Raw genomic sequence first — 19,382 nt, 5'->3', positions numbered from 1 at the left:
GCCTCATCAGTGTCCCGGTTAGCGGCACGCTGGTGCTCAATGAGCGAGCAGTCAGCGGATTGAATAGCGCATCCCCCAGCATCCAAAGCCACGCCATACACTTGACACTGGGCGGCGGCGTCTCGGTTCTGGGACTAGGCCTGGTCAACGTGAACATTGACCAGCATGACACCAGAGAATTCGCCTTGACGACACTGCCATCTCGCCGGTTCATCACGAATGTCAGTTTCAATTAGAGAGCCGGCCAGCCGGTCCCGTATGCCTGGATAGAAAATCGCCATCGCTAAGTGCGTTGCATGAGGATTTTGGGACGCACGGCGTCAGTACAACAAACCACACCAGACCATCGCAGACCTCGTAAATGCTGGGGATTACAAACCGCGAGGTCTGGCGATGGCTCAAAAGATCTCCTTTTCCGTCCAAATTTCGCCTACATTTATATCTTGGTGACGACGCAGCTGAATCAGATATCTACTTTTCTAGTCGTCAAGCTCTGGCTCAAGTGCGAGTCTTTAGCCGGAATGAGCAAAAACCGGCGCCCGACGTCTTTAGAAACGAAATACGCCAACCATTCTATAGAACAGCTAGTTTTCGCAACTCATCACGATATCGGCGGCTTACGGGAATTTGTTGTCCGTCGCGCAGTTTTGCCCGTGCATCGCCGCTATCCAGCGGCTCGATCTCGACAACAAAGTCGAGATTCGCAATATAGCTTCTATGTATACGCACAAACCGCTTTGGATCGATGCGCCTTTCAATCGCGGCCATGGTTGAACGTAGAGGATAGTCGTGCCCCCTGACGCGGAGATTGACATAGTTTCCCCACGCTTGTATCCATTCGATTTCCACTGCCGGCAGCAAGAACTCCTTGCCTAACGTGCGCACCAGAAAGCGCTCCGGCCGCTCGACCGGTTCAACCGGCTGCCCGCTATCCGGTTCTTGCAGCAAGCTGGCTTCGCCTTGCCAGCGCAACAAAATCAAGCGGTAGAAACTGACGGCAATAATGATGGCAAAATAAGTATGGATATCTTTCAGATATTCATAACCTAGCTCATGCCACCAATTGCCAAAATCATAATCTTGATGCTGGCTGAAATAAGCGAGCTTGCGTAATGCCACCATCGCGCTGACATGCACCAGGCAAAACACCACACTGGCAACAAAATGCCAACGCAGATTTCTACGCATCAGCCCCCACCGCAACGGCAGCCTTCGCTCAAAGCCGATCACTGCTGGTATCAACAACAACAAGACCATGCAGCTGCTCGATTCCCAGACCACGGGTTTCCACCACTCCAGATGCGCACCCTGGCGCATTTGATCGAGCCAGCTGATTCGGCTGTTAGTTAGCACCTGTAAGCACAAAAAGACAATCCAGAGGCCAGGTTCGACGAAGCGACGATATCGTTGATAGCGCGCGAGCATATCGGGTTGAGGTGCAGACATGGCGTTCCATTTTTAGAATATTTCCAGATGGTAGCAAAAAAATCATCCCCAAAATTCACCACTTGTCCCCGCTTGCCAGCACATCGTCACATACATGGACTCAATAGAAATGATAGAAATTAAACTGAGCTCACTTTAACTGCCTGGTGCCCGAAATGAAGAGAAGAAGCTTTTTAAACTGGTCCGTATCTCTGACACTTGCGTCCTTGGTGAATGCCAGCTTGACAACTCGCGCCATGGCCGCGATCAACTCCCCGGCTGTTTTGTGGAGACGCGCCCGGCCGGGCGACGCTGGCTGGCCGGCGAGTGAAGCCTGGGCGGCATTGAGCCGCTCCGTCAATGGCAATTTGATCAAGGTGGATTCGCTGTTTGCACCTTGTGTTTCGGAACCGACGGGCGCTGCGTGCAAGGATGTTGCTCAGAATATGCGCAATCCGTTTTATATAGGCGATCAGCCTGGGGGCACTCAGGTTTCGGGCTGGCTGAACGCCTGGATGCCGGAGCCCAGCGTCTATGCGATAAAGGCGCAAAATGCGGCAGATGTGGTTGCAGGAGTGACTTTTGCCCGCGAAAACAAGCTGCGCCTGGTGGTCAAAGGTGCCGGGCACAGCTATCAGGGCACCTCGAATGCGCCGGACTCTCTGCTGATCTGGACTCGGGCGATGAACCAGGTAACGCTGCATGAACGTTTCGTTCCGACAGGCTGCGAAGGAAAAATCGCGCCTGTCAGTGCTGTGACTTCAGGGGCCGGCGCCGTCTGGATTGATCTATATCACGCGGTGACAACAGTGGCCGGGCATTACGTTCAAGGCGGCGGTTGCGCTGACGTCGGCGTCGCGGGGCTTATCCAGAGTGGCGGCTTCGGCAGTTTTTCTAAGGGATTTGGCAGCGCCGCGTCGAATTTGCTGGAAGCCGAAATTGTGACCGCCGATGGCCTGGTCCGTGTGGTGAACGCGCATACAAATCCGGATCTGTTCTGGGCCATCAAAGGCGGCGGCGGCGGAAGCTGGGGGATCGTGACGAAAATCACGCTGCGCACCTACGCACTCCCGGAGTATTTCGGCGCCGCATGGGGAACGATCAAAGCCGGTTCGGATGCTGCATTTCAACGATTGATCGAACATTTCGTGGATTTTTACACCGACAAGCTCTTCAATCCGAACTGGGGTGAGCAGGTTGCATTGGCGCCGGATAATACACTCAAGATTTCGATGGTGTGCCAGGGGCTCGATGGGCAACAGGCGAAACGGATTTGGCAGCCATTCTTTGACTGGGTAAAAGCATCATCCAAGGATTTTTCCATCGTAGACGGCCTGGGCGCAGGAGAATCCAAGGCACGCCATTGGTGGGAAGTGGAAGGTAACCATTCCATGATTCCAGACAAACGCGAGGGCGCGCCAAAATATCACGGATGGTGGACTGGCGATCAAGACCAGGTTGGCGTTTTTTTGCATGGCTATGATTCACTCTGGCTGCCGTCGTCTCTGCTTGAATCTGAAAACCGCCAGCAATTCGTGCATGCCTTGTTCCAGAGCAGCCGCCATAAAGAATTGCAACTTCATTTCAATAAAGGCCTTGCAGGCGCCATGCCGGAGATGATTAAGAATGCAAGGGACACCGCTACGAATCCAGCTGTTTGCGATGCCTTTGCACTGGTTATCATTGCCGATGGAGAGAAGCCTGCCTATCCGGGACTTTCCGGTACAAGCGTAGATGTTGATGAGGCAGCTAAAGATGCCAGCCAGATCGATCTGGCTGCGCAAGCCCTCTATAAAATAGTGCCCAATGCAGGCTCCTACGTTTCAGAAAGCAATTATTTCAATCCTGATTGGCAGCAGGCCTTTTGGGGGAAAAATTATTCCAGGCTGCAAACCGTCAAGAAAAAATATGACCCCGACGGCTTGTTCTTTGTCCATCATGGCGTAGGAAGTGAAGAGTGGAGTGCCGATGGCTTCACACGTATATCTCGGAGCTGATGTGACCCTGTGCGCACGCCGCGCAGTTCGACAGCAGTCCGTACCATCAGCGTCCAGTGGGCCTCGGCGTATCCTTTGCTGTCACCTGGATAGAAGTCCGGCGTAGTCCCGTCAAGAACAAGCTCTTCTTTAAGCCTTGGCGCGCAAGAAGCGCTTGACCGCATCGGCAAATTCATCGGGCAACTCATCATGGATAGTATGGCCGGCGGAAAACTCCAGATAGCTGCAATCGGGATGATTAGACCGCATCCACTGCCCATCTTCCGTTCGCATGTCCCTGCTGCGCGTACCGTGCAACAGCAACGTAGGGCATTGCAGTTGCAGCCAGTCGCCTGACCAGTCGCCAGTCACGGCTTGCTGGGAGCGCGCTATCCAATCCGGGTTAAAACGAAAACCCCAGCCATCGTCATATTCGCAAACGCTATCCAGGAAATATCGATCGACGCTTAGGCCCTTGTCGGCCAGTAGTTCCAGCAAATCGGACAAGCTGGCGTATCGATGCGGCCAGCCGGCGGCGAACCCGATCCTGGGGGAGACGTGCACGCCGATGTCTTCCACCACCAATGCACTGACCATCTCGGGATGCCGGGCTGCGAATTGGTAGGCGTTTACTCCGCCAAGCGAATGCCCTAGCAAGAACAGCGGGCGTTGCGGGCTCAGATGCCTGACCAGGTTGTGCACGTCCTTGACATAGGCGCTTCTGGAGCAATCTTCAGGATGCTTACTCCAGCCATGGCCACGCTGATCCAACGCGACCACGCGATAGTCCTGCGCCAGCGCCTGTGCCAAAGGCGAAAAATTGCGGGCGCAGCCAAAGTGCCCATGCATTGCCAGCAATAACGGTGCGTCAGCGCCGGAATCGAGGTAAGACAGGCAGACGCCGTCACTATCAAAAGTAAATCTTTTCATGCTCAATTATTCTCAAGCCTTTAGACCGTTTGAAGTCTACATTATTTTTTTAATTGCCAATTTCCTCGGTTAACAGACAAGCGCTATTTGCTGTGATGTGAATAAGACAGAGAGGGGGAGCTCACATTTTATCTATTTGTCAGATATTCAACAAAAATATAGAATGCCGCAGCTCATCGCTAATGCGAGAAGCACTCCAGGAGGTTGCCCGATACGGGCTCCAAAAATAATACTAAGAAAGGCAGCAAATAAATGAAATTACGTAATAGCGCATTACGAAGCGTCACAGCTATTGTCATATCGATCGCTTTCCTGTCAGGCTGCGCGATCAATATGAAAGTGCCCATTAAAGATCCGGTTTCGTCCACCGGAACGTATGACACAACTAAAGCAATACCTGAGACGGTTTTATTATTTAAGGATGAACAATCGGAGTCGGACAAGGCGCAGATTCTAAGCGGTACGATTCCAATGCAAATGGTTTACCAGGACAAGCCATTCGATGCCGTCCCCTGGATTGCCAAGCAGACAGTCAAGGAAATGAATGCCCGCAACCTGCCGGTTAAACTGGCCGCAGCTGGAGAAAATGGCACCGGCATTCTGATCAAGCGCATTCATATTGAAAATCATCGCGTTAGCGGATTTTCACCCTTCGTGACATTCACATCTTTGCGCGCCGACGTCGAGACCGCTGACGGACCGCAGCGTGTCACGGCTTATGTCAAGCGCGCCAAAGTGCCGGTATGGAGCTTCGATGAAATAATCGATCCGACCTATAACGATTCGCTGTCGCTCTTGATCAAGGAACTGGCCGCCAAGATCAACCAAAAACTGTTCCATCAGATGGTAAGCACAGAAACGGTCACAGCTTTAATCGACAAAATCAATAAAGATGGGGCAGCACAGAGCGACTCATATCTGGACGTCTACCAGCTTGGTTTTAGCAACAATCCTATCGCCATACCCGAACTGGTAAAACTGAGTTCACACTCAAGTGAATATGTTCGACTTGCCGCCCTTTCGTCACTGGGCATTCTAAAGGCGACCGATCAGCTGAAATTTCTTACTGACCGCTACGAATCAACTGGCGGCATATGGCAAGACCGTGCCATGGCGCTGAAAGCGATTGGCGATCTGGGAACACCAGAAAGTCTGGCTTATCTGCAAAAACAGCGGGAAAATTTCAAGAACAAGACTGACAAGGAAGCGCGCTGGACAAACGAAATCATCGCGTTATACATGTAATCAGTCTTTCAGTATTGTCGACAGCGATTTGATTCATTGTTGATTGCACTTATGAAAACACCTCTGAGAGTTTTTGTTCTCAGAGGTGTTTTTCACAAAGAAATGTTAATGGACCTATCCAGCGCACTGCAAGACAGCAGCTTAGCCGCCCATATCATTCTGCACGGTATCTGCGGGGGAATGCAAATTGAATTACAAGGCGATTAAGTCTGGGCCAAAATGAAAACGGACCGGCTACTACGTTAGTAGCCGGTCCGTCTTTTATTGGTTGCGGGGGCAGGATTTGAACCTACGACCTTCGGGTTATGAGCCCGACGAGCTGCCAGACTGCTCCACCCCGCGTCTGAATATAAAAAGCCTTAAGCGATTTCCACTTAAGGCTTGATGCGCAAGAAGCCTGATATTGCCAGCCTTCTTGCTGTAACTGGTTGCGGGGGCAGGATTTGAACCTACGACCTTCGGGTTATGAGCCCGACGAGCTGCCAGACTGCTCCACCCCGCGTCTGAAGAATGAAAGTATATATCGTATTGCAGTGCAATGCAACCAATACTGACAATTGTATTAAGAAAGCATATGGCGATTGGGCAATGCTAAACTCTTCAACTACCCTGTTATGCTAGACATTATTCCCAATTAACATGATCGTGAACCCGCTTCACCATCGTTCAAACCACATACCGGTGTCTATGAAATTCTGTTCCGAATGCGCGCATCCCGTCAGCCTGCAAATCCCGCCGGACGACAACCGCATGCGTTATGTCTGCGGCAACTGCGGCGCCATTCATTACCAAAACCCGAAAATGGTGATTGGCTCGATCCCGGTCTGGGAACGGGACGGTGAGTTGCGGGTGCTGCTGTGCAAACGCGCGATCGAGCCGCAATACGGTTTCTGGACCCTGCCGGCCGGCTTCATGGAAAACGGCGAAACCACCGGCGCCGCGGCGCAGCGCGAAACCGAGGAAGAAGCCGGCGCGCGCATCCATCTGCACGAGCTGTTTTCCTTGCTGAATGTGCCGCACGTGCATCAGGTGCACCTGTTCTACCGCGCCACCCTGCTGGATATCGATTACGCCGCCGGCATTGAAAGCCTGGAGGTGGCCCTGTTTACGGAAGCGGAAATCCCGTGGGAAGAGATCGCCTTCCCGACAGTCGAGATCACCTTGCGCGCCTTCTTCTCCGATCTCAAGAAAATCCGCCAGGAAGGCGGCCATTTCAGCCTGCATACGCAAGATATTTTCAAACCCATGCGCCCAGGCCTGGCGCCGAAATGAGCTAGCGCCGGAGCCGCCATGATCCCCTGGCTAGAGCTGGACAGCCCTTTTCCCGACGTCAGCACCGCGCTCACCGAAGAGGATGGCGCCGGCGGCTTGCTGGCGGCCGGCGGCGACCTGTCGCCACGGCGCCTGCTGGACGCCTATCGCCATGGCATCTTTCCCTGGTTCTCTGAAAACCAGCCGATACTCTGGTGGAGCACCGATCCGCGCATGGTGCTGCAGACCGACCGCTTCGCCATCTCCGCCAGCCTGCGCAAGACCTTGCGCAAAGTGCACCGCAGCATGCATTGCCCCGACGGCGACCGCCGCTGGCAAGTCCGCTTCGACTTCGCTTTCGAGCAGGTCATGCGGGCCTGTGCGGCGCCGCGGCGCGACGGCGCCGGCACCTGGATTTCGGAAGACATCGTGGCCGGCTACCGCGCCTTGCATAAGCTCGGCTATGCCCATTCCTCGGAGGTGTGGCTGGACGGCAAACTGGTCGGCGGCGCCTACGGCGTCAGCATCGGCCGCATGTTTTACGGCGAATCGATGTTTACCCGGGTCAGCGACGCTTCCAAGATCGCCCTGGCTTACCTGGTGCATTTCCTGCGCCGCCACGAAGTCGGCATGATCGATTGCCAGCAAGAGACCGGCCACCTGGCGTCGCTGGGCGCATTGCCGATCCCGCGCAGCGAGTTTCTGCTGCACTTGCAGCAAGCCACCCGCCATCCGCAGATCCACCACTGGCAGCCGTTACCGTTGTTTAGCGAAGTTGTTTAGCAATAAGCGGCCTTATGCAAACCGGAATTACGGTGTAAATTAGCAGTGTCGGCTGCACAATGAAAATGTTAACTTACGTTGCATCAGCCAGACAGCTAAACGTGATGAAATCCAGAGATTCAGATCAGCCGGAATGCACATGACGCACTTAAAAGATCTGCCATTTTCGACGCTACAGTTTTACGCCACCGCGCCCTACCCGTGCAGCTACCTGGAGCACCGCCAGGCACGTTCGCAGGTGGCGACGCCGTCGCACCTGATCAATGCCGATGTCTATTCGGAACTGGTGAAAAACGGTTTCCGCCGCAGCGGCATCTTTACCTACCGCCCGTATTGCGACGGCTGTCAGGCGTGTACGCCGGTGCGCACGCTGGCGGCTTCGTTCCAGCCCAACCGCAGCCAGCGCCGCGCCTGGGAGCGCCACTGCCACCTGACCACGCTGGTGACCAACCTGGCGTATGTCAACGAACACTACGATCTCTACCTGCGCTACCAGACCGCGCGCCACAGCGGCGGCGGCATGGATCAGGACAGCCGCGACCAGTACGCGCAGTTCCTGCTGCAGAGCAAGGTGAATACCCGGCTGGTAGAATTCCGCGAAGCCGACGGCACCTTGCGCATGGTCAGCATCATCGATGTCTTGAATGACGGCTTGTCCTCTGTCTATACCTTTTACGATCCCGATGTGCCGGGCGCTTCCTACGGTACCTATAACGTCCTGTGGCAGATCGGCCAGGCCAAGCAACTGGGCATGCCCTATGTCTACCTCGGCTACTGGATAGAAGAAAGTCCGAAAATGGCTTACAAAGTCAACTTCCAGCCGCTGGAAGCGCTACAGCATGGGCAATGGAGTGCGTTAGAATAGCTGCCGCTGAACGTAGCACGTGCAGCGCGCTGCCGGCATGGCTTGCGGCGCCGTTTTCCGCTAATTTCCGATCAATCTGCACTCTTTATACAGCCGCCTCTATCGTGCCCGCCAAACTCCTGTACGCCTTCGCCCGCCCTGCCCTGTTCTCCCTCGATCCGGAAGCCGCCCACAACCTGACCTTGCCGGCCCTGCGCCGCGCCGCCGCGCTGGGGCTGACCTCGCTGCTGGGCAAGCCGGCGACCGATCCGCGTACCGTGATGGGCATCACCTTCCCCAATCCGGTCGGACTGGCAGCCGGGCTGGACAAGGACGGCGCCTATATCGACGGCCTGGCGGCGCTCGGCTTCGGCTCGATCGAGATCGGTACGGTGACGCCGCGTGCCCAGGCAGGCAATCCGAAGCCACGCATGTTCCGCCTGCCGGCCGCCAACGCCATCATCAACCGCATGGGCTTCAACAATGGCGGCGTCGACGCCTTCGTCGCCAATGTCCAGGCCTCGCGCTTCTACCAGGAACGCCAGGGCGTGCTCGGGCTGAACATCGGCAAGAACGCCGACACGCCGATCGAGCGCGCCGCCGAAGACTATCTGTATTGCCTGGCAAAAGTCTATCCCTATGCCAGCTATGTGACGGTGAACATTTCCTCGCCCAACACCAAGAACCTGCGCCAGCTGCAAGGCGCCTCCGAGCTGGACGCGCTGCTGGCGCAGCTGAAGGAAACCCAGCAGCGGCTGGCCGACCTGCACAAGCGCTACGTGCCGCTGGCGCTGAAGATTGCGCCGGACATCGATGCGGAACAGATCAAGACCATCGCCGATGCCTTGCTGCGGCATAAGATCGACGGCGTCATCGCCACCAACACCACCATCAGCCGCGACGCCGTGCGCGGCTTGCAGCACGAGAACGAGGCCGGCGGCCTGTCCGGCGCGCCGGTGCTGGCCCTGTCGACCAGCGTGGTGCGCCAGCTGCACGGCGAACTGGGCGACGCCCTGCCGATCATCGGCGTCGGCGGGATTTTCTGCGGCGCCGATGCGCAAGCCAAGATCGCCGCAGGGGCAGCGCTGGTGCAACTGTATAGCGGCCTGATTTATCGCGGCCCTGCGCTGGTGCGCGAATGCGCGGCGGCTCTGCATCAGAAAAACTGATGCGAGCAAGGTAGCGCCTGAGCGCTACCCTAATACATAAAATCGCCGCCGTCCCGCATCAAGCCTCGTCGGGCTTGGCTTCTGTTTTACGTGGGCGACGGCTGCGTGCAGCGGCGGGCTTGCGGGCAGTTTTTGCCGCCTTGGCCGGTGCTTCCTCAGGCGGCTGAAGCGGTGCTTCCACAGCTGCCGGCGCTTCCGGCGCAATATTGACATCCTGCGCGGCAACTTGCGGAGCAGGCGCTGCGATTTTCTTTTCGGCTGGCTTGCGGCCTCCGCGTCCCTTGCGACGGGTTTCCGGTTTGGCGCCGCTGTCTTCAGCTTCGGCCGCGGCCGCCGCTGTCTCTATGGCCGCGACGGTTTCTCTCGCTTTCTGTTGCGGCAACGACGCTTCCGCCGGCTGTTCCGCCACGACTTCGCCGGCAACCGTGCCGCCATTATTGCCACTGCCGCCGCTACTCCGGTATACATAAGTCCCCGATTTCTCGTCACGGCCGAATTCGAGCAGCCCGCGCGCCTGCGCCTCTTCCAGCAAATTGCCGAAAGCACGGAAGCCATAGTAGGACTCGCTGAAATCGGGCTTGCGCCGCTTGATCGCCTCTTTCAGCACGGATGCCCAGATCTTGCCGCTGTCGCCGCGCTCGGATACCAGCGCATCGAAAGTCTCCACCGCCATCTCGATCGCCTGGTTCTTGCGTCCCTCCAGCTCTGCCTTGCGGCGCTTTTCTTCGTCGGGCGAACGCTTGGCCGCCGGCTGCGTTTCCCGCGTGCCGCGCTTGGCGGCCGCGCGCCGGCTCTCGCGCACCAGATCGTCATAAAAGATGAATTCGTCGCAGTTGGCAACCAGCAGGTCGGAAGTCGATTGCTTGACGCCGACGCCGATCACTTGCTTGGCGTTCTCGCGCAACTTCGAGACCAGCGGCGAGAAATCGGAATCGCCGCTGATGATGACGAAGGTGTTGACATGCGATTTCATGTAGCAGAGATCGAGCGCATCCACCACCAGGCGGATGTCGGCTGAATTCTTGCCGGACTGGCGCACATGCGGGATTTCGATCAGCTCGAAATTGGCCTCGTGCATGGTGGCCTTGAACTCCTTGTAGCGCTCCCAGTCGCAGTAAGCTTTCTTGACGACGATGCTGCCCTTAAGCAGCAGGCGTTCCAGCACCGGCTTGATGTCGAACTTTTCGTATTTTGCATCGCGTACGCCGAGGGCGACGTTTTCAAAGTCGCAGAACACTGCCATGCTGAGGTTTTCCGGGGATGAGGCCATAAATTGATTGTTTTCCAGTGATAGTCGGGCTTGAAGGGCTGGGCTTGAGGAGATGAACTTGATGATCATGCGCTATAGCGGACATCCAAGCTATCGATTATAGCCAACTATGCAGGACCGACGAGAAGCGGCGCCCGTTACAAGTTACCCACAGAAATTGTGAACATGCCTGTGGATAACTCCGTCAACTCAGCAGCAAGTCATTGATCTGTATGGATTTTCCGTCGCTGGTACGGAAACACGCAAAAAAAAGCCCGCCAGGCCTTGCGGCAGCGGGCTGAATCCGAACCTAGAGAGGAGATTCGGAGGAGACAGACGAATCGTAGCGTTGCAATATGACGGCAGCGTGACCAGAACGCAGCAGGCAGTTATTTAGAGCATGTTCTCGGATCAGGCGATCTTCAGGACGCGCTCTTCAAAATCCACCTTGTGTACGCTGCTGCCGGCGCTGTGCGGCTCCGCGTGCAGCGCTTCGATGATGTCTTCACGCTTGAGCTGCGGTGCAAACTGCAAGATGAAATCATAGGTATACGAACGCAGGTAGGCGCCGCGCCGCACCGCCAGCCGCGTCACATTGGAGGCCAGCAGGTGCGACACATCGATCGTGCGCAAGCCGTTCTGGCTGCTGTGTTCGGTCGCCATCGACGCCACCAGGCCAATCCCCAGCCCGAGCGCCACATATTGCTGGATGACGTCGGAATCCATCGCGGTCAGGACGATGTCCGGCGTGATGCCTGCCTTGCGGAAAGCGTCGTCGATGTGGCCACGGCCGGTGAAGCCGATGTCGTAGGTGATCAAAGGATAGGCGGCCAAGTCGGCCAGGCTGATCGGTCCCTCGACCGCCAGCAGCTGATGGCCTTCCGGCACCACCAGCACGTGGCTCCATTCGTAGCAAGGGAAAGAAATCAGTTCCTTGAACTGGGTCAGGCCCTCGGTGGCGATGCCGACATCGGCCTTGCCCGAGATGACCCAGTCGGCGATATGTTCGGGCGAACTTTGCTGCAAGGCGATGCGGACATCCGGGAAACTGGCGCGGAAGCCCTGCACCACGCGCGGCAAGGCGTAGCGCGCCTGCGTATGGGTGGCGGCGATGGTCAGAGTGCCGCTGGTTTCGCCGGAATATTCCTGGCTGGCCTGGCGCAGGTTTTCCGCTTCCTGCAGCAGCCGTTCGACGATTTTCAGGATGCCTTTGCCGGGATCGGTCAGGCCGATCAGGCGCTTGCCGTTGCGGATGAAGATATCGACCCCGAGTTCTTCTTCCAGTTCGCGGATCTGGCGGCTGACGCCGGGTTGCGAGGTGAACAGGACATTGGCCACTTCAGTCAGGTTGAAGCCGCAGCGCGCTGCTTCGCGGATCGAGCGTAATTGCTGAAAATTCATTGTATTCTCCTTAGCGGATGGAAGGCTGATCGACGAACACCTGCAGGCGGCGCGGACGCACCAGCAGGGTTTCGCCATCTTTCAGATTGAGTTGCTGGAAGCGTTCGCTGGAAATCACGGCTTCGATCAGGCCGGCGTCGCCATTGTCATCAGCATCGCGGCGCTGCAGTTCCAGCTGCGCCAGCGGGCCGATGGCGTGGGCGCGCTTGAGCTGCACCACGATGCCCTCGCCGCCGGCGCTGTAGCGGTCGATCTCGAGGTCGTGCGGCCGCACATAGCCAATGCCCTGCACATCGTCGGCCTCGGCATGGTCGGGCGCGGCGAAACGCATGCCGCCGCTGTCCAGCACGCCCTGATGCACGCGGCCATGGAACAGGTTGACGTTACCCAGGAAGCCATACACAAAGGGCGAAGCCGGATTGTCGTAGACCTGCTGCGGCGCCCCTGTCTGCTCCACATTGCCCTTATTCATCAGCACGATCTGGTCCGCCACTTCCAGCGCTTCTTCCTGGTCATGGGTGACGAAAATGCTGGTGACATGCAGTTCGTCGTGCAGGCGCCGCAGCCAGCGCCGCAATTCCTTGCGCACCTTGGCGTCGAGCGCGCCAAACGGCTCGTCCAGCAGCAGCACGCGCGGCTCCACCGCCAGCGCGCGCGCCAGGGCGATGCGCTGGCGCTGGCCGCCGGACAGCTGCGGCGGGTAGCGGTCGGCCAGCCAGTCCAGCTGCACCAGCTCCAGCAGACGCGTAACCTTTTCCTTGATCACGCTTTCGCTGGGACGCTGGGCGCGCGGCTTGACGCGCAAACCGAAGGCGATGTTTTCAAAGACGGTCATGTGCTTGAACAAGGCGTAATGCTGGAACACAAAGCCGACCTGGCGCTCGCGCACATGGCGCGCGGACGCATCTTCGCCTTCCAGCAAGACCTGGCCGCTGTCCTGCGCTTCGAGGCCGGCGATAATCCGCAGCAAGGTGGTCTTGCCGCAGCCGGACGGTCCCAGCAGCGCGGTCAGCTCGCCGGTCGGAAATTCCAGCGACACATTATTGAGGGCGACAAATTCGCCGAAACGCTTGTTGATGTTGCTTACCTGGATGCTCATGCCTGCTCCTGTGCTGATGGTTGTGCCGGCTGATGCAGTGGCTGACTCAGTGGCTGATGCTGCAACGGCAGCGTTTCCCGCAAACGCCATTCGATGAACGATTTCAGCGCCAGCGTCAGCAGCGCCAGGAACGCCAGCAATGAAGCTACCGCGAAGGCGGCCTGGAAGTTGTATTCGTTGTACAAGATCTCGACTTGCAAGGGAATGGTGTTGGTCTCGCCGCGGATATGGCCCGACACCACCGAGACCGCGCCGAACTCGCCCATGGCGCGCGCATTGCACAGGATCACGCCGTACAGCAGGCCCCACTTGATATTCGGCAGCGTCACATGGCGGAAAGTCTTCCAGCCGGAAGCGCCCAGCACCAGCGCCGCCTCTTCCTCTTCGCTGCCCTGCGCCTGCATCAGCGGAATCAGTTCGCGGGCGACAAACGGAAAGGTCACGAACACGGTCGCCAGCACGATGCCCGGCACGGCAAACAGGATCTTGATGTCATGCTCGCGCAGCCAGGGGCCGAACCAGCCCTGGGCGCCGAACAGCAAGACATAGATCAGGCCGGAAATCACCGGCGATACCGAGAACGGCAGATCGATCAGGGTCAGCAGGATGTTCTTGCCGCGGAATTCGAACTTGGCGATGGTCCAGGAGGCGGCGATGCCGAACACCAGGTTGAGCGGCACGGCAATCGCCGCCGTCAGCAAGGTCAGCTTGATGGCGCTCACCGCGTCCGGCTCGATGATCGCCGCCAGATAGGCTTCCCAGCCTTTCTTGAAGGCTTCGGCAAACACCGACAGCAGCGGCACCACCAGGAACAGGGTGAGGAACAGCAGCGCCAAGGTCATTAACAGTGCGCGCACCCACAACGGCTCCAGGGTCGCGTTCGGCACGTGAATAGGTTCGCCGCGCGGCTGCGGCCTGGCCACGGCTGCGGCATTGGCGGCGACGGGATTGAAATTACTGGCGGTTGCGCTCACGTCGGGCTCCTATGCTTGCGCCGACTGGCCGCGCTTGCGGGTCCAGGCTTGCAGGACATTGATTGCCAGCAGCAGCAGGAACGACACTGTCAGCATGACAACAGCGATCGCCGTGGCGCCGGCGTAATCGTACTGCTCCAGCTTGGTAATGATGAACAAGGGGGTGATCTCCGACACCATCGGCATATTGCCGGCGATGAAGATCACCGAGCCGTATTCGCCGGTGGCGCGGGCGAAGGACAAGGCGAAGCCGGTCAGCAAGGCCGGGAAGACCGTTGGAAAAATCACCCGGGCAAATGTCTGCCAGTGGTTGGCGCCGAGGCTGGCGGCGGCTTCTTCCAGTTCTTTCTCGGCATCTTCCAGCACCGGCTGCACGGTGCGCACCACGAACGGCAAGCCGATGAAGGTAAGCGCCACCAGCACTCCCAGCGGGGTAAACGCGACCTTGATACCGAGCGGCTCCAGATACTGGCCAATCCAGCCGTTGCCGGAGTACAGCGCGGTCAGGGCGATGCCGGCCACCGCTGTCGGCAAGGCAAACGGCAGGTCGACCAGGGCGTCGATCAGCTTCTTGCCGGGAAATTCGTAGCGCACCAGCACCCAGGCCACGATGCCGCCAAAGAAGGCATTCAGCAGCGCTGCTAATAAGGAGGCGCCGAAAGTCAGGCGATAGGAAGCCATTACCCGCGGCGAAGTGACGGCGGCGATGAAGCCATCCCAGCTCAGGGTGAAGGTTTTGAGAAACACGGCCGACAAGGGGATCAGTACGATCAGCGCCAGGTAAAACAGGGTAAACCCGAGCGACAGGCGAAACCCGGGCATCACGCGAAACGGCGCGGCGGACTTGCTGGCAAGGCTACTGATAGGAAAAACGGCGGCGGTCATGCATCGTCCTCTTATTACAAATACGGCTAAAGAACGATGATATTCGCATCGGTTTGTTATAAAGAGAACGAACTTTTTTGCATGTGCATAGAATCAATTTGCATAAGGGAAATACCGAATAGCGCAGTTCAACACCTTTTCAATTGCCTTTAAAACAAGTTGAAAATACGGAAAACCAGCCGCCAAACCGCCTTCTGCGGGGCTAGCAGCCTCTAAAGCCACAAAATTCACTCTCGATCCGCCCTGAATCCGAAGCAGTCCAGTCCCGCTTTTTTGTATTCTGTCCCGCATTTCCTGCAACTTGTCGCAAGCCGCTGGCGACTTGTCCTGCCCCTCCCTAAAGTGACGACATGCAACAACGCAAGACACCTAAACAAGTCACTCAACGGAGAATACAAATGAACACAGCAAACAAAGCCCTGATCGCCATCCTGTCCATCGCTACCCTGGCCTTCGGCGTCAGTTCGGCCCAGGCAGCACCGCAGCAAGCTGAAGTCTCGACCCTGCCAACCATCACCATCATCGGCAAACGCCCAGTCCACAGCGACCTGCTGGCAACCGTGACCATCGTCGGCAAGCGCCTGACAGCGCAAGAAAAGCTGGCCCTGGCACAGCAGGATGACAGCCTGCCGACCATCACCATCGTCGCCAAGCGCCTCAGCCGCGATCAGAAAGCCGTACTGGCGCAAGGCGAAGGCAATCACAAGAAAGCAGTCATTTAAGACCTTTATCTGCTGCTTAAGCATCGTTTAGTCGCAGATCCACACCCGGAGAATGCAAATGAACACGTCATCAAAATTGCTGGTCGCCGCCGCCTTGTTAGCGACCTTGAGTACAAGCGCAGTACCTGTCATGGCCGCCAGCGCAGCCAAGCAAACCGCCGCCAAGGCAGACGAGATCCCACTGCTGATGCCGCCCATCGTCATCGTCGGCAAACGCCTGACGCCAGAAGAAAAAGCCATGTATGCCGCGCAAGACCGCGCCCTGAACATGAAGAAAGTAGCACGCAAGAAAAACGCCGGCACCGCGACTGCAGCGCTCAGCGCGCTTTGACACCGAATTCCCTAGTAAAACGGCCAGACTGCCGGGGCCGTTACGTTTAAAATGACGGCAACTTTGAAAGTTGCCGCACAACCTGGTTTGCCACTCTATGACTCCTGAAACGCTCGACTCGCTGAAGAAAAATACTTCCACTGCCACAGCCTACCTGTCGCAGAGTTTCGACAAGATAGCGAGCTGGGTGACGCAACTTTCATGGTGGAAGTTTTTCCTGTTCGCGATACTGGTCATGATCGGCGCCAGCATCTTGCAGGACACGCTGTTCTCTTCGAATAGCGACGTAGTGATCATCGACCGCGTCAGCCGGCATGACCGCAAACCGCCCGCCAAGCCGGGCAAAGCCGGTCCGGGCAATGCCGATATCCGCATCGATGGCAGCGGCGTCCATATCAAGGCTTATACCTACGACGACAACAGCGATGCCGCCAGCACGCCGGCCTCGGCCGCGGCGACTCCTGGACCGATGGATGAAGACAGCGACAACGAAGCTGCCGGCAAGGCCGCGTCAGCCGCATCCGACGCCAAGCAGGAACACAAGGAACCGTCCGCACCACCGGCGCCGCCGGCCGCACCGGCCGCACCCAATGCAGCCAGCCTGGACCTGAAGCTGCCGCCGGATGCCGCCCAGGACGTCAACCAGGCAATCAACGACGCCGTCGCCGCGATCCATGAAGCGGCCGCCGAGAAAGCGGAGCAGCAGGTTGCCCGCTACCAGAAGAAGTCGTCAGAATGGTTCGTGAATTTTGTGTTGCTGCTGATGATCGGCCTGTTCGGCACCAAGGCCCTGATGGGCGGCAAGAAGCGCGCTGAAGCACGGGCCCAGGCCGCCAACGCCGCCGCCGAGCACGCCAACCTGCAGCGCGAAGTATCGGAAGCCAAGATGCAGATGATCCAGGCCCAGGTGGAACCGCACTTCCTGTTCAACACCCTGGCCTCGGTCGACTACCTGATCGAAACCGATCCGCCGCGCGCCTCGGCCATGCAAAAACGCCTGATCCAGTACCTGCGCGCCGTGCTGCCGCAAATGCGCGAAACCGCCACCGTCACCACGCTCGGCCGCGAAGTCGACATCGTGCGGGCTTACCTGGACTTGCTGAAGATGCGCATGGAAGAACGCCTGACCGTGGACATCCAGGTTTCCGACGGCCTGCGCAGCGCCGCCTTCCCGCCGATGATGCTGCAATCGCTGGCGGAAAACGCCATCAAGCACGGCCTGGAAAGCAAGACCGACGGCGGCACCTTGCGCATCAAGGCAGAAGTCGCCGACAATAAGCTGCGCGTCAGCGTCACCGATGACGGCCTCGGTTTCGGCGCCGTCGCCAGCAACGGCACCGGGCTGGGATTGCAAAGCATCCGCGATCGCCTCAAACTGTTGCACGGCAACGCCGCCCAACTGGAGATCGCACCCAATACACCGAGCGGCGTATGCTCGACGATTGAAGTACCTTACCAGGTCGTCGGCAACGGCAAGAAAGCGCCAGCACAGGACTCAAATTCGCCACAGAAGTAACAGGAACACATATATGAAATCGCCCTCACGCTTTGCTTTCTTTTTTGCACTGGCTACCGCCGCAATGATCCCATTGCTCAGCTGCAGCCCTAGCGTGGCTGCAGACGTGAACAAGACCGAGCGCCAGGTGGACAGTTTCCAGCAGGTGGAAATCATGGATGCGGTGAATGTCTACCTGACCCAGGGACCGGCCAAGCCGGCCGTGATCGAAGCCGAAGGCAACGGCGCATCCCAGGTCCGGCTGGATGTCAGCGGCTCCGTGCTGCGCGTCATTTCGGGCGGCAGCAGGATGTTCCACAACACCAACGTCAACGTTTACCTCACCGCGCCGGACGTCAACGGCCTCAGCATCTTCGGCTCCGGCGACCTCAAGGTGCTGGGAAAACTGAGCGCCAAAGACACCATCAAGATCTCGATCGCCGGTTCCGGCACTGTCAGCGGCGAGCTGAATGCGCCTAACGTCAATGCGTCCATCGCCGGCGCCGGCGACATCAAGGTCAAGGGCAGGACCCGCGACCTGCGCATCTCGATCGCCGGCAGCGGCGACTACGACGGCTTCGACCTGATGGCGGAAAGCACCCACGTCTCGATCGTCGGCAGCGGCGACGCCCATGTCTATGCCAGCAAGCAGCTGTCGGTATCCACCGCCGGCTCAGGCGATGTATCCTATATGGGCGACCCGCAGGTGCGCTCCAGCATCATGGGTTCCGGCTCAGTCAAAAAACGATAAACTATTGCCAACATCTGCCTATGCCTACTGCAATCATTGCCGACGACGAGCGCCTGATGCGCGACCAGATCCGCCTGCGCCTGAGCCAGGCGTGGCCGGAACTGGAAATCCTCGGCGAAGCCAAGAATGGCGATGAAGCCATCGAACTGGTCGACCAGCTGGAACCCGACTTCACCTTCCTCGACATCCGCATGCCCGGCAAGACCGGCTTGCAGGCAGCACAGGAGATCGGCGGCAAAAGCCACATCGTTTTTATCACCGCCTACGACGAATACGCGATCGAAGCGTTCGAACACGGCGCCGTCGACTACATCCTGAAACCGGCCGAGGCAGAGCGCCTGGCCTTGACCGTGACGCGCCTCAAGGCGCGCCTGAGCACCAGTGCGGCACCGACCGACATGAGCTCGATGCTGACCCAGCTGGCCAAGCAGATGGGGATCGCCACCAAGCCGGTCTACCTGCAATGGATACAAGCCAGCATCGGCCAGCAGCTGCGCCTGATCCCGGTGCAGGAAATCCTGTTTTTCCGCTCCGATGAAAAATACACCAGCGTCCAGACCGCCACTTACGAAGCGCTGATCCGCAAGCCGGTGCGCGACCTGGCGGAAGAACTCGATCCCGACCTGTTCTGGCAGATCCACCGCGCCACGCTGGTCAACGTCAACGCCATCGACGGCATCACGCGCGACATGCGCGGCCGCCATCAGGTGCTGGTCAAGGGGCATACCGAGAAACTCGAAGTGAGCCGCAGCTTCATCCATCTGTTCAAGCAGATGTAGGACGACCTCGTCTCGGCGGCCCCGTCTCGGCAACCCGACTACGCGTCCCGCGTCATTCCCGCGAACGCGGGAA

At 58.0% G+C, this 19,382-nt stretch carries 19 protein-coding genes and 2 tRNA genes; 12 read left to right on the top strand and 9 right to left on the bottom strand.

The window, feature by feature from the left end:
- Positions 1 to 236, top strand: a 236-nt coding sequence (locus tag VNZ65_RS09310; protein WP_325668253.1) for a hypothetical protein, incomplete at its 5' end; no start/stop codon positions are given.
- A 337-nt stretch (positions 237 to 573) separates the two neighbouring features.
- On the opposite strand, the gene VNZ65_RS09305 is transcribed toward VNZ65_RS09310, so the two are convergent.
- On the bottom strand, positions 574 to 1,446 hold the full coding sequence (locus VNZ65_RS09305; protein WP_325668251.1) for a LytTR family DNA-binding domain-containing protein: 873 nt from the start codon (positions 1,444 to 1,446) through the stop codon (positions 574 to 576).
- A 155-nt stretch (positions 1,447 to 1,601) separates the two neighbouring features.
- Here VNZ65_RS09305 and VNZ65_RS09300 point away from each other — a divergent pair, with 155 nt between their 5' ends.
- Positions 1,602 to 3,422: an FAD-binding oxidoreductase gene (locus VNZ65_RS09300; RefSeq protein WP_325668249.1), complete on the top strand. Its 1,821-nt coding sequence runs from the start codon at positions 1,602 to 1,604 to the stop codon at positions 3,420 to 3,422.
- 129 nt (positions 3,423 to 3,551) lie between these two features.
- Here the strand turns inward: VNZ65_RS09300 and VNZ65_RS09295 are convergent, their stop codons facing one another.
- On the bottom strand, positions 3,552 to 4,331 hold the full coding sequence (locus VNZ65_RS09295) for an alpha/beta hydrolase (protein ID WP_325668248.1): 780 nt from the start codon (positions 4,329 to 4,331) through the stop codon (positions 3,552 to 3,554).
- A gap of 252 nt (positions 4,332 to 4,583) precedes the next feature.
- Between VNZ65_RS09295 and VNZ65_RS09290 the strand changes: the two genes are divergently transcribed.
- Positions 4,584 to 5,576, top strand: a complete 993-nt coding sequence (locus VNZ65_RS09290) for a HEAT repeat domain-containing protein (protein WP_325668246.1) — start codon at positions 4,584 to 4,586, stop codon at positions 5,574 to 5,576.
- Positions 5,577 to 5,841: 265 nt separating this feature from the next.
- Here VNZ65_RS09290 and VNZ65_RS09285 read toward each other — a convergent pair.
- Both VNZ65_RS09285 and VNZ65_RS09280 read right to left on the bottom strand, forming a co-directional pair.
- A tRNA-Met gene (locus tag VNZ65_RS09285) sits at positions 5,842 to 5,918 on the bottom strand.
- Positions 5,919 to 6,001: 83 nt separating this feature from the next.
- Positions 6,002 to 6,078, bottom strand: a tRNA-Met gene (locus tag VNZ65_RS09280).
- A 185-nt stretch (positions 6,079 to 6,263) separates the two neighbouring features.
- On the opposite strand from VNZ65_RS09280, the gene VNZ65_RS09275 reads away from it, so the two are divergent.
- The 4 genes from VNZ65_RS09275 to VNZ65_RS09260 all read left to right on the top strand — a co-directional run bounded on the left by VNZ65_RS09275 (position 6,264) and on the right by VNZ65_RS09260 (position 9,623).
- Positions 6,264 to 6,848, top strand: coding sequence for an NUDIX hydrolase (locus VNZ65_RS09275; protein WP_325668244.1), 585 nt, complete (start codon positions 6,264 to 6,266; stop codon positions 6,846 to 6,848).
- A gap of 18 nt (positions 6,849 to 6,866) precedes the next feature.
- Complete coding sequence (aat, locus tag VNZ65_RS09270) at positions 6,867 to 7,610, top strand: leucyl/phenylalanyl-tRNA--protein transferase (protein WP_325668242.1); 744 nt, start codon at positions 6,867 to 6,869, stop codon at positions 7,608 to 7,610.
- Positions 7,611 to 7,749: 139 nt separating this feature from the next.
- Entirely contained in the window at positions 7,750 to 8,475 is a 726-nt protein-coding gene (locus tag VNZ65_RS09265) for an arginyltransferase (protein ID WP_325668240.1), read from the top strand.
- A gap of 104 nt (positions 8,476 to 8,579) precedes the next feature.
- Entirely contained in the window at positions 8,580 to 9,623 is a 1,044-nt protein-coding gene (locus tag VNZ65_RS09260) for a quinone-dependent dihydroorotate dehydrogenase (protein ID WP_325668239.1), read from the top strand.
- A 58-nt stretch (positions 9,624 to 9,681) separates the two neighbouring features.
- Here the strand turns inward: VNZ65_RS09260 and VNZ65_RS09255 are convergent, their stop codons facing one another.
- From VNZ65_RS09255 to cysT, 5 genes are all read right to left on the bottom strand, one after another.
- Positions 9,682 to 10,893: an NYN domain-containing protein gene (locus tag VNZ65_RS09255; RefSeq protein WP_325668238.1), complete on the bottom strand. Its 1,212-nt coding sequence runs from the start codon at positions 10,891 to 10,893 to the stop codon at positions 9,682 to 9,684.
- Positions 10,894 to 11,283: 390 nt separating this feature from the next.
- Positions 11,284 to 12,273 (bottom strand): CysB family HTH-type transcriptional regulator, encoded by a 990-nt coding sequence (locus VNZ65_RS09250; protein WP_325668236.1) that lies wholly within the window; start codon positions 12,271 to 12,273, stop codon positions 11,284 to 11,286.
- Between the two features lie 10 nt (positions 12,274 to 12,283).
- Complete coding sequence (locus VNZ65_RS09245; protein WP_325668234.1) at positions 12,284 to 13,372, bottom strand: sulfate ABC transporter ATP-binding protein; 1,089 nt, start codon at positions 13,370 to 13,372, stop codon at positions 12,284 to 12,286.
- Positions 13,369 to 14,295, bottom strand: a complete 927-nt coding sequence (cysW, locus tag VNZ65_RS09240) for a sulfate ABC transporter permease subunit CysW (RefSeq protein WP_325668256.1) — start codon at positions 14,293 to 14,295, stop codon at positions 13,369 to 13,371. The genes VNZ65_RS09245 and cysW overlap by 4 nt, the downstream gene beginning before the upstream one ends.
- A 60-nt stretch (positions 14,296 to 14,355) precedes the next feature.
- A complete protein-coding gene (cysT, locus tag VNZ65_RS09235) occupies positions 14,356 to 15,231 on the bottom strand; it encodes a sulfate ABC transporter permease subunit CysT (RefSeq protein WP_325668232.1) in 876 nt (291 codons plus the stop codon).
- Positions 15,232 to 15,629: 398 nt separating this feature from the next.
- Here cysT and VNZ65_RS09230 point away from each other — a divergent pair, with 398 nt between their 5' ends.
- From VNZ65_RS09230 to VNZ65_RS09210, 5 genes are all read left to right on the top strand, one after another.
- Complete coding sequence (locus VNZ65_RS09230; RefSeq protein ID WP_325668230.1) at positions 15,630 to 15,953, top strand: hypothetical protein; 324 nt, start codon at positions 15,630 to 15,632, stop codon at positions 15,951 to 15,953.
- A gap of 58 nt (positions 15,954 to 16,011) precedes the next feature.
- Complete coding sequence (locus VNZ65_RS09225; protein WP_325668228.1) at positions 16,012 to 16,284, top strand: hypothetical protein; 273 nt, start codon at positions 16,012 to 16,014, stop codon at positions 16,282 to 16,284.
- Between the two features lie 97 nt (positions 16,285 to 16,381).
- Positions 16,382 to 17,800, top strand: a complete 1,419-nt coding sequence (locus tag VNZ65_RS09220; protein ID WP_325668226.1) for a sensor histidine kinase — start codon at positions 16,382 to 16,384, stop codon at positions 17,798 to 17,800.
- A 13-nt stretch (positions 17,801 to 17,813) separates the two neighbouring features.
- Positions 17,814 to 18,530: a head GIN domain-containing protein gene (locus tag VNZ65_RS09215; RefSeq protein ID WP_325668224.1), complete on the top strand. Its 717-nt coding sequence runs from the start codon at positions 17,814 to 17,816 to the stop codon at positions 18,528 to 18,530.
- Between the two features lie 20 nt (positions 18,531 to 18,550).
- Positions 18,551 to 19,309 (top strand): LytR/AlgR family response regulator transcription factor, encoded by a 759-nt coding sequence (locus VNZ65_RS09210; protein WP_061938823.1) that lies wholly within the window; start codon positions 18,551 to 18,553, stop codon positions 19,307 to 19,309.
- Positions 19,310 to 19,382 lie beyond the last annotated feature (73 nt).

Origin of the sequence: Collimonas sp. (assembly GCF_035566555.1) — a bacterium.
GTDB lineage: Bacteria > Pseudomonadota > Gammaproteobacteria > Burkholderiales > Burkholderiaceae_D > Collimonas.
This window is presented reverse-complemented; position numbering and strand designations above follow the sequence as displayed.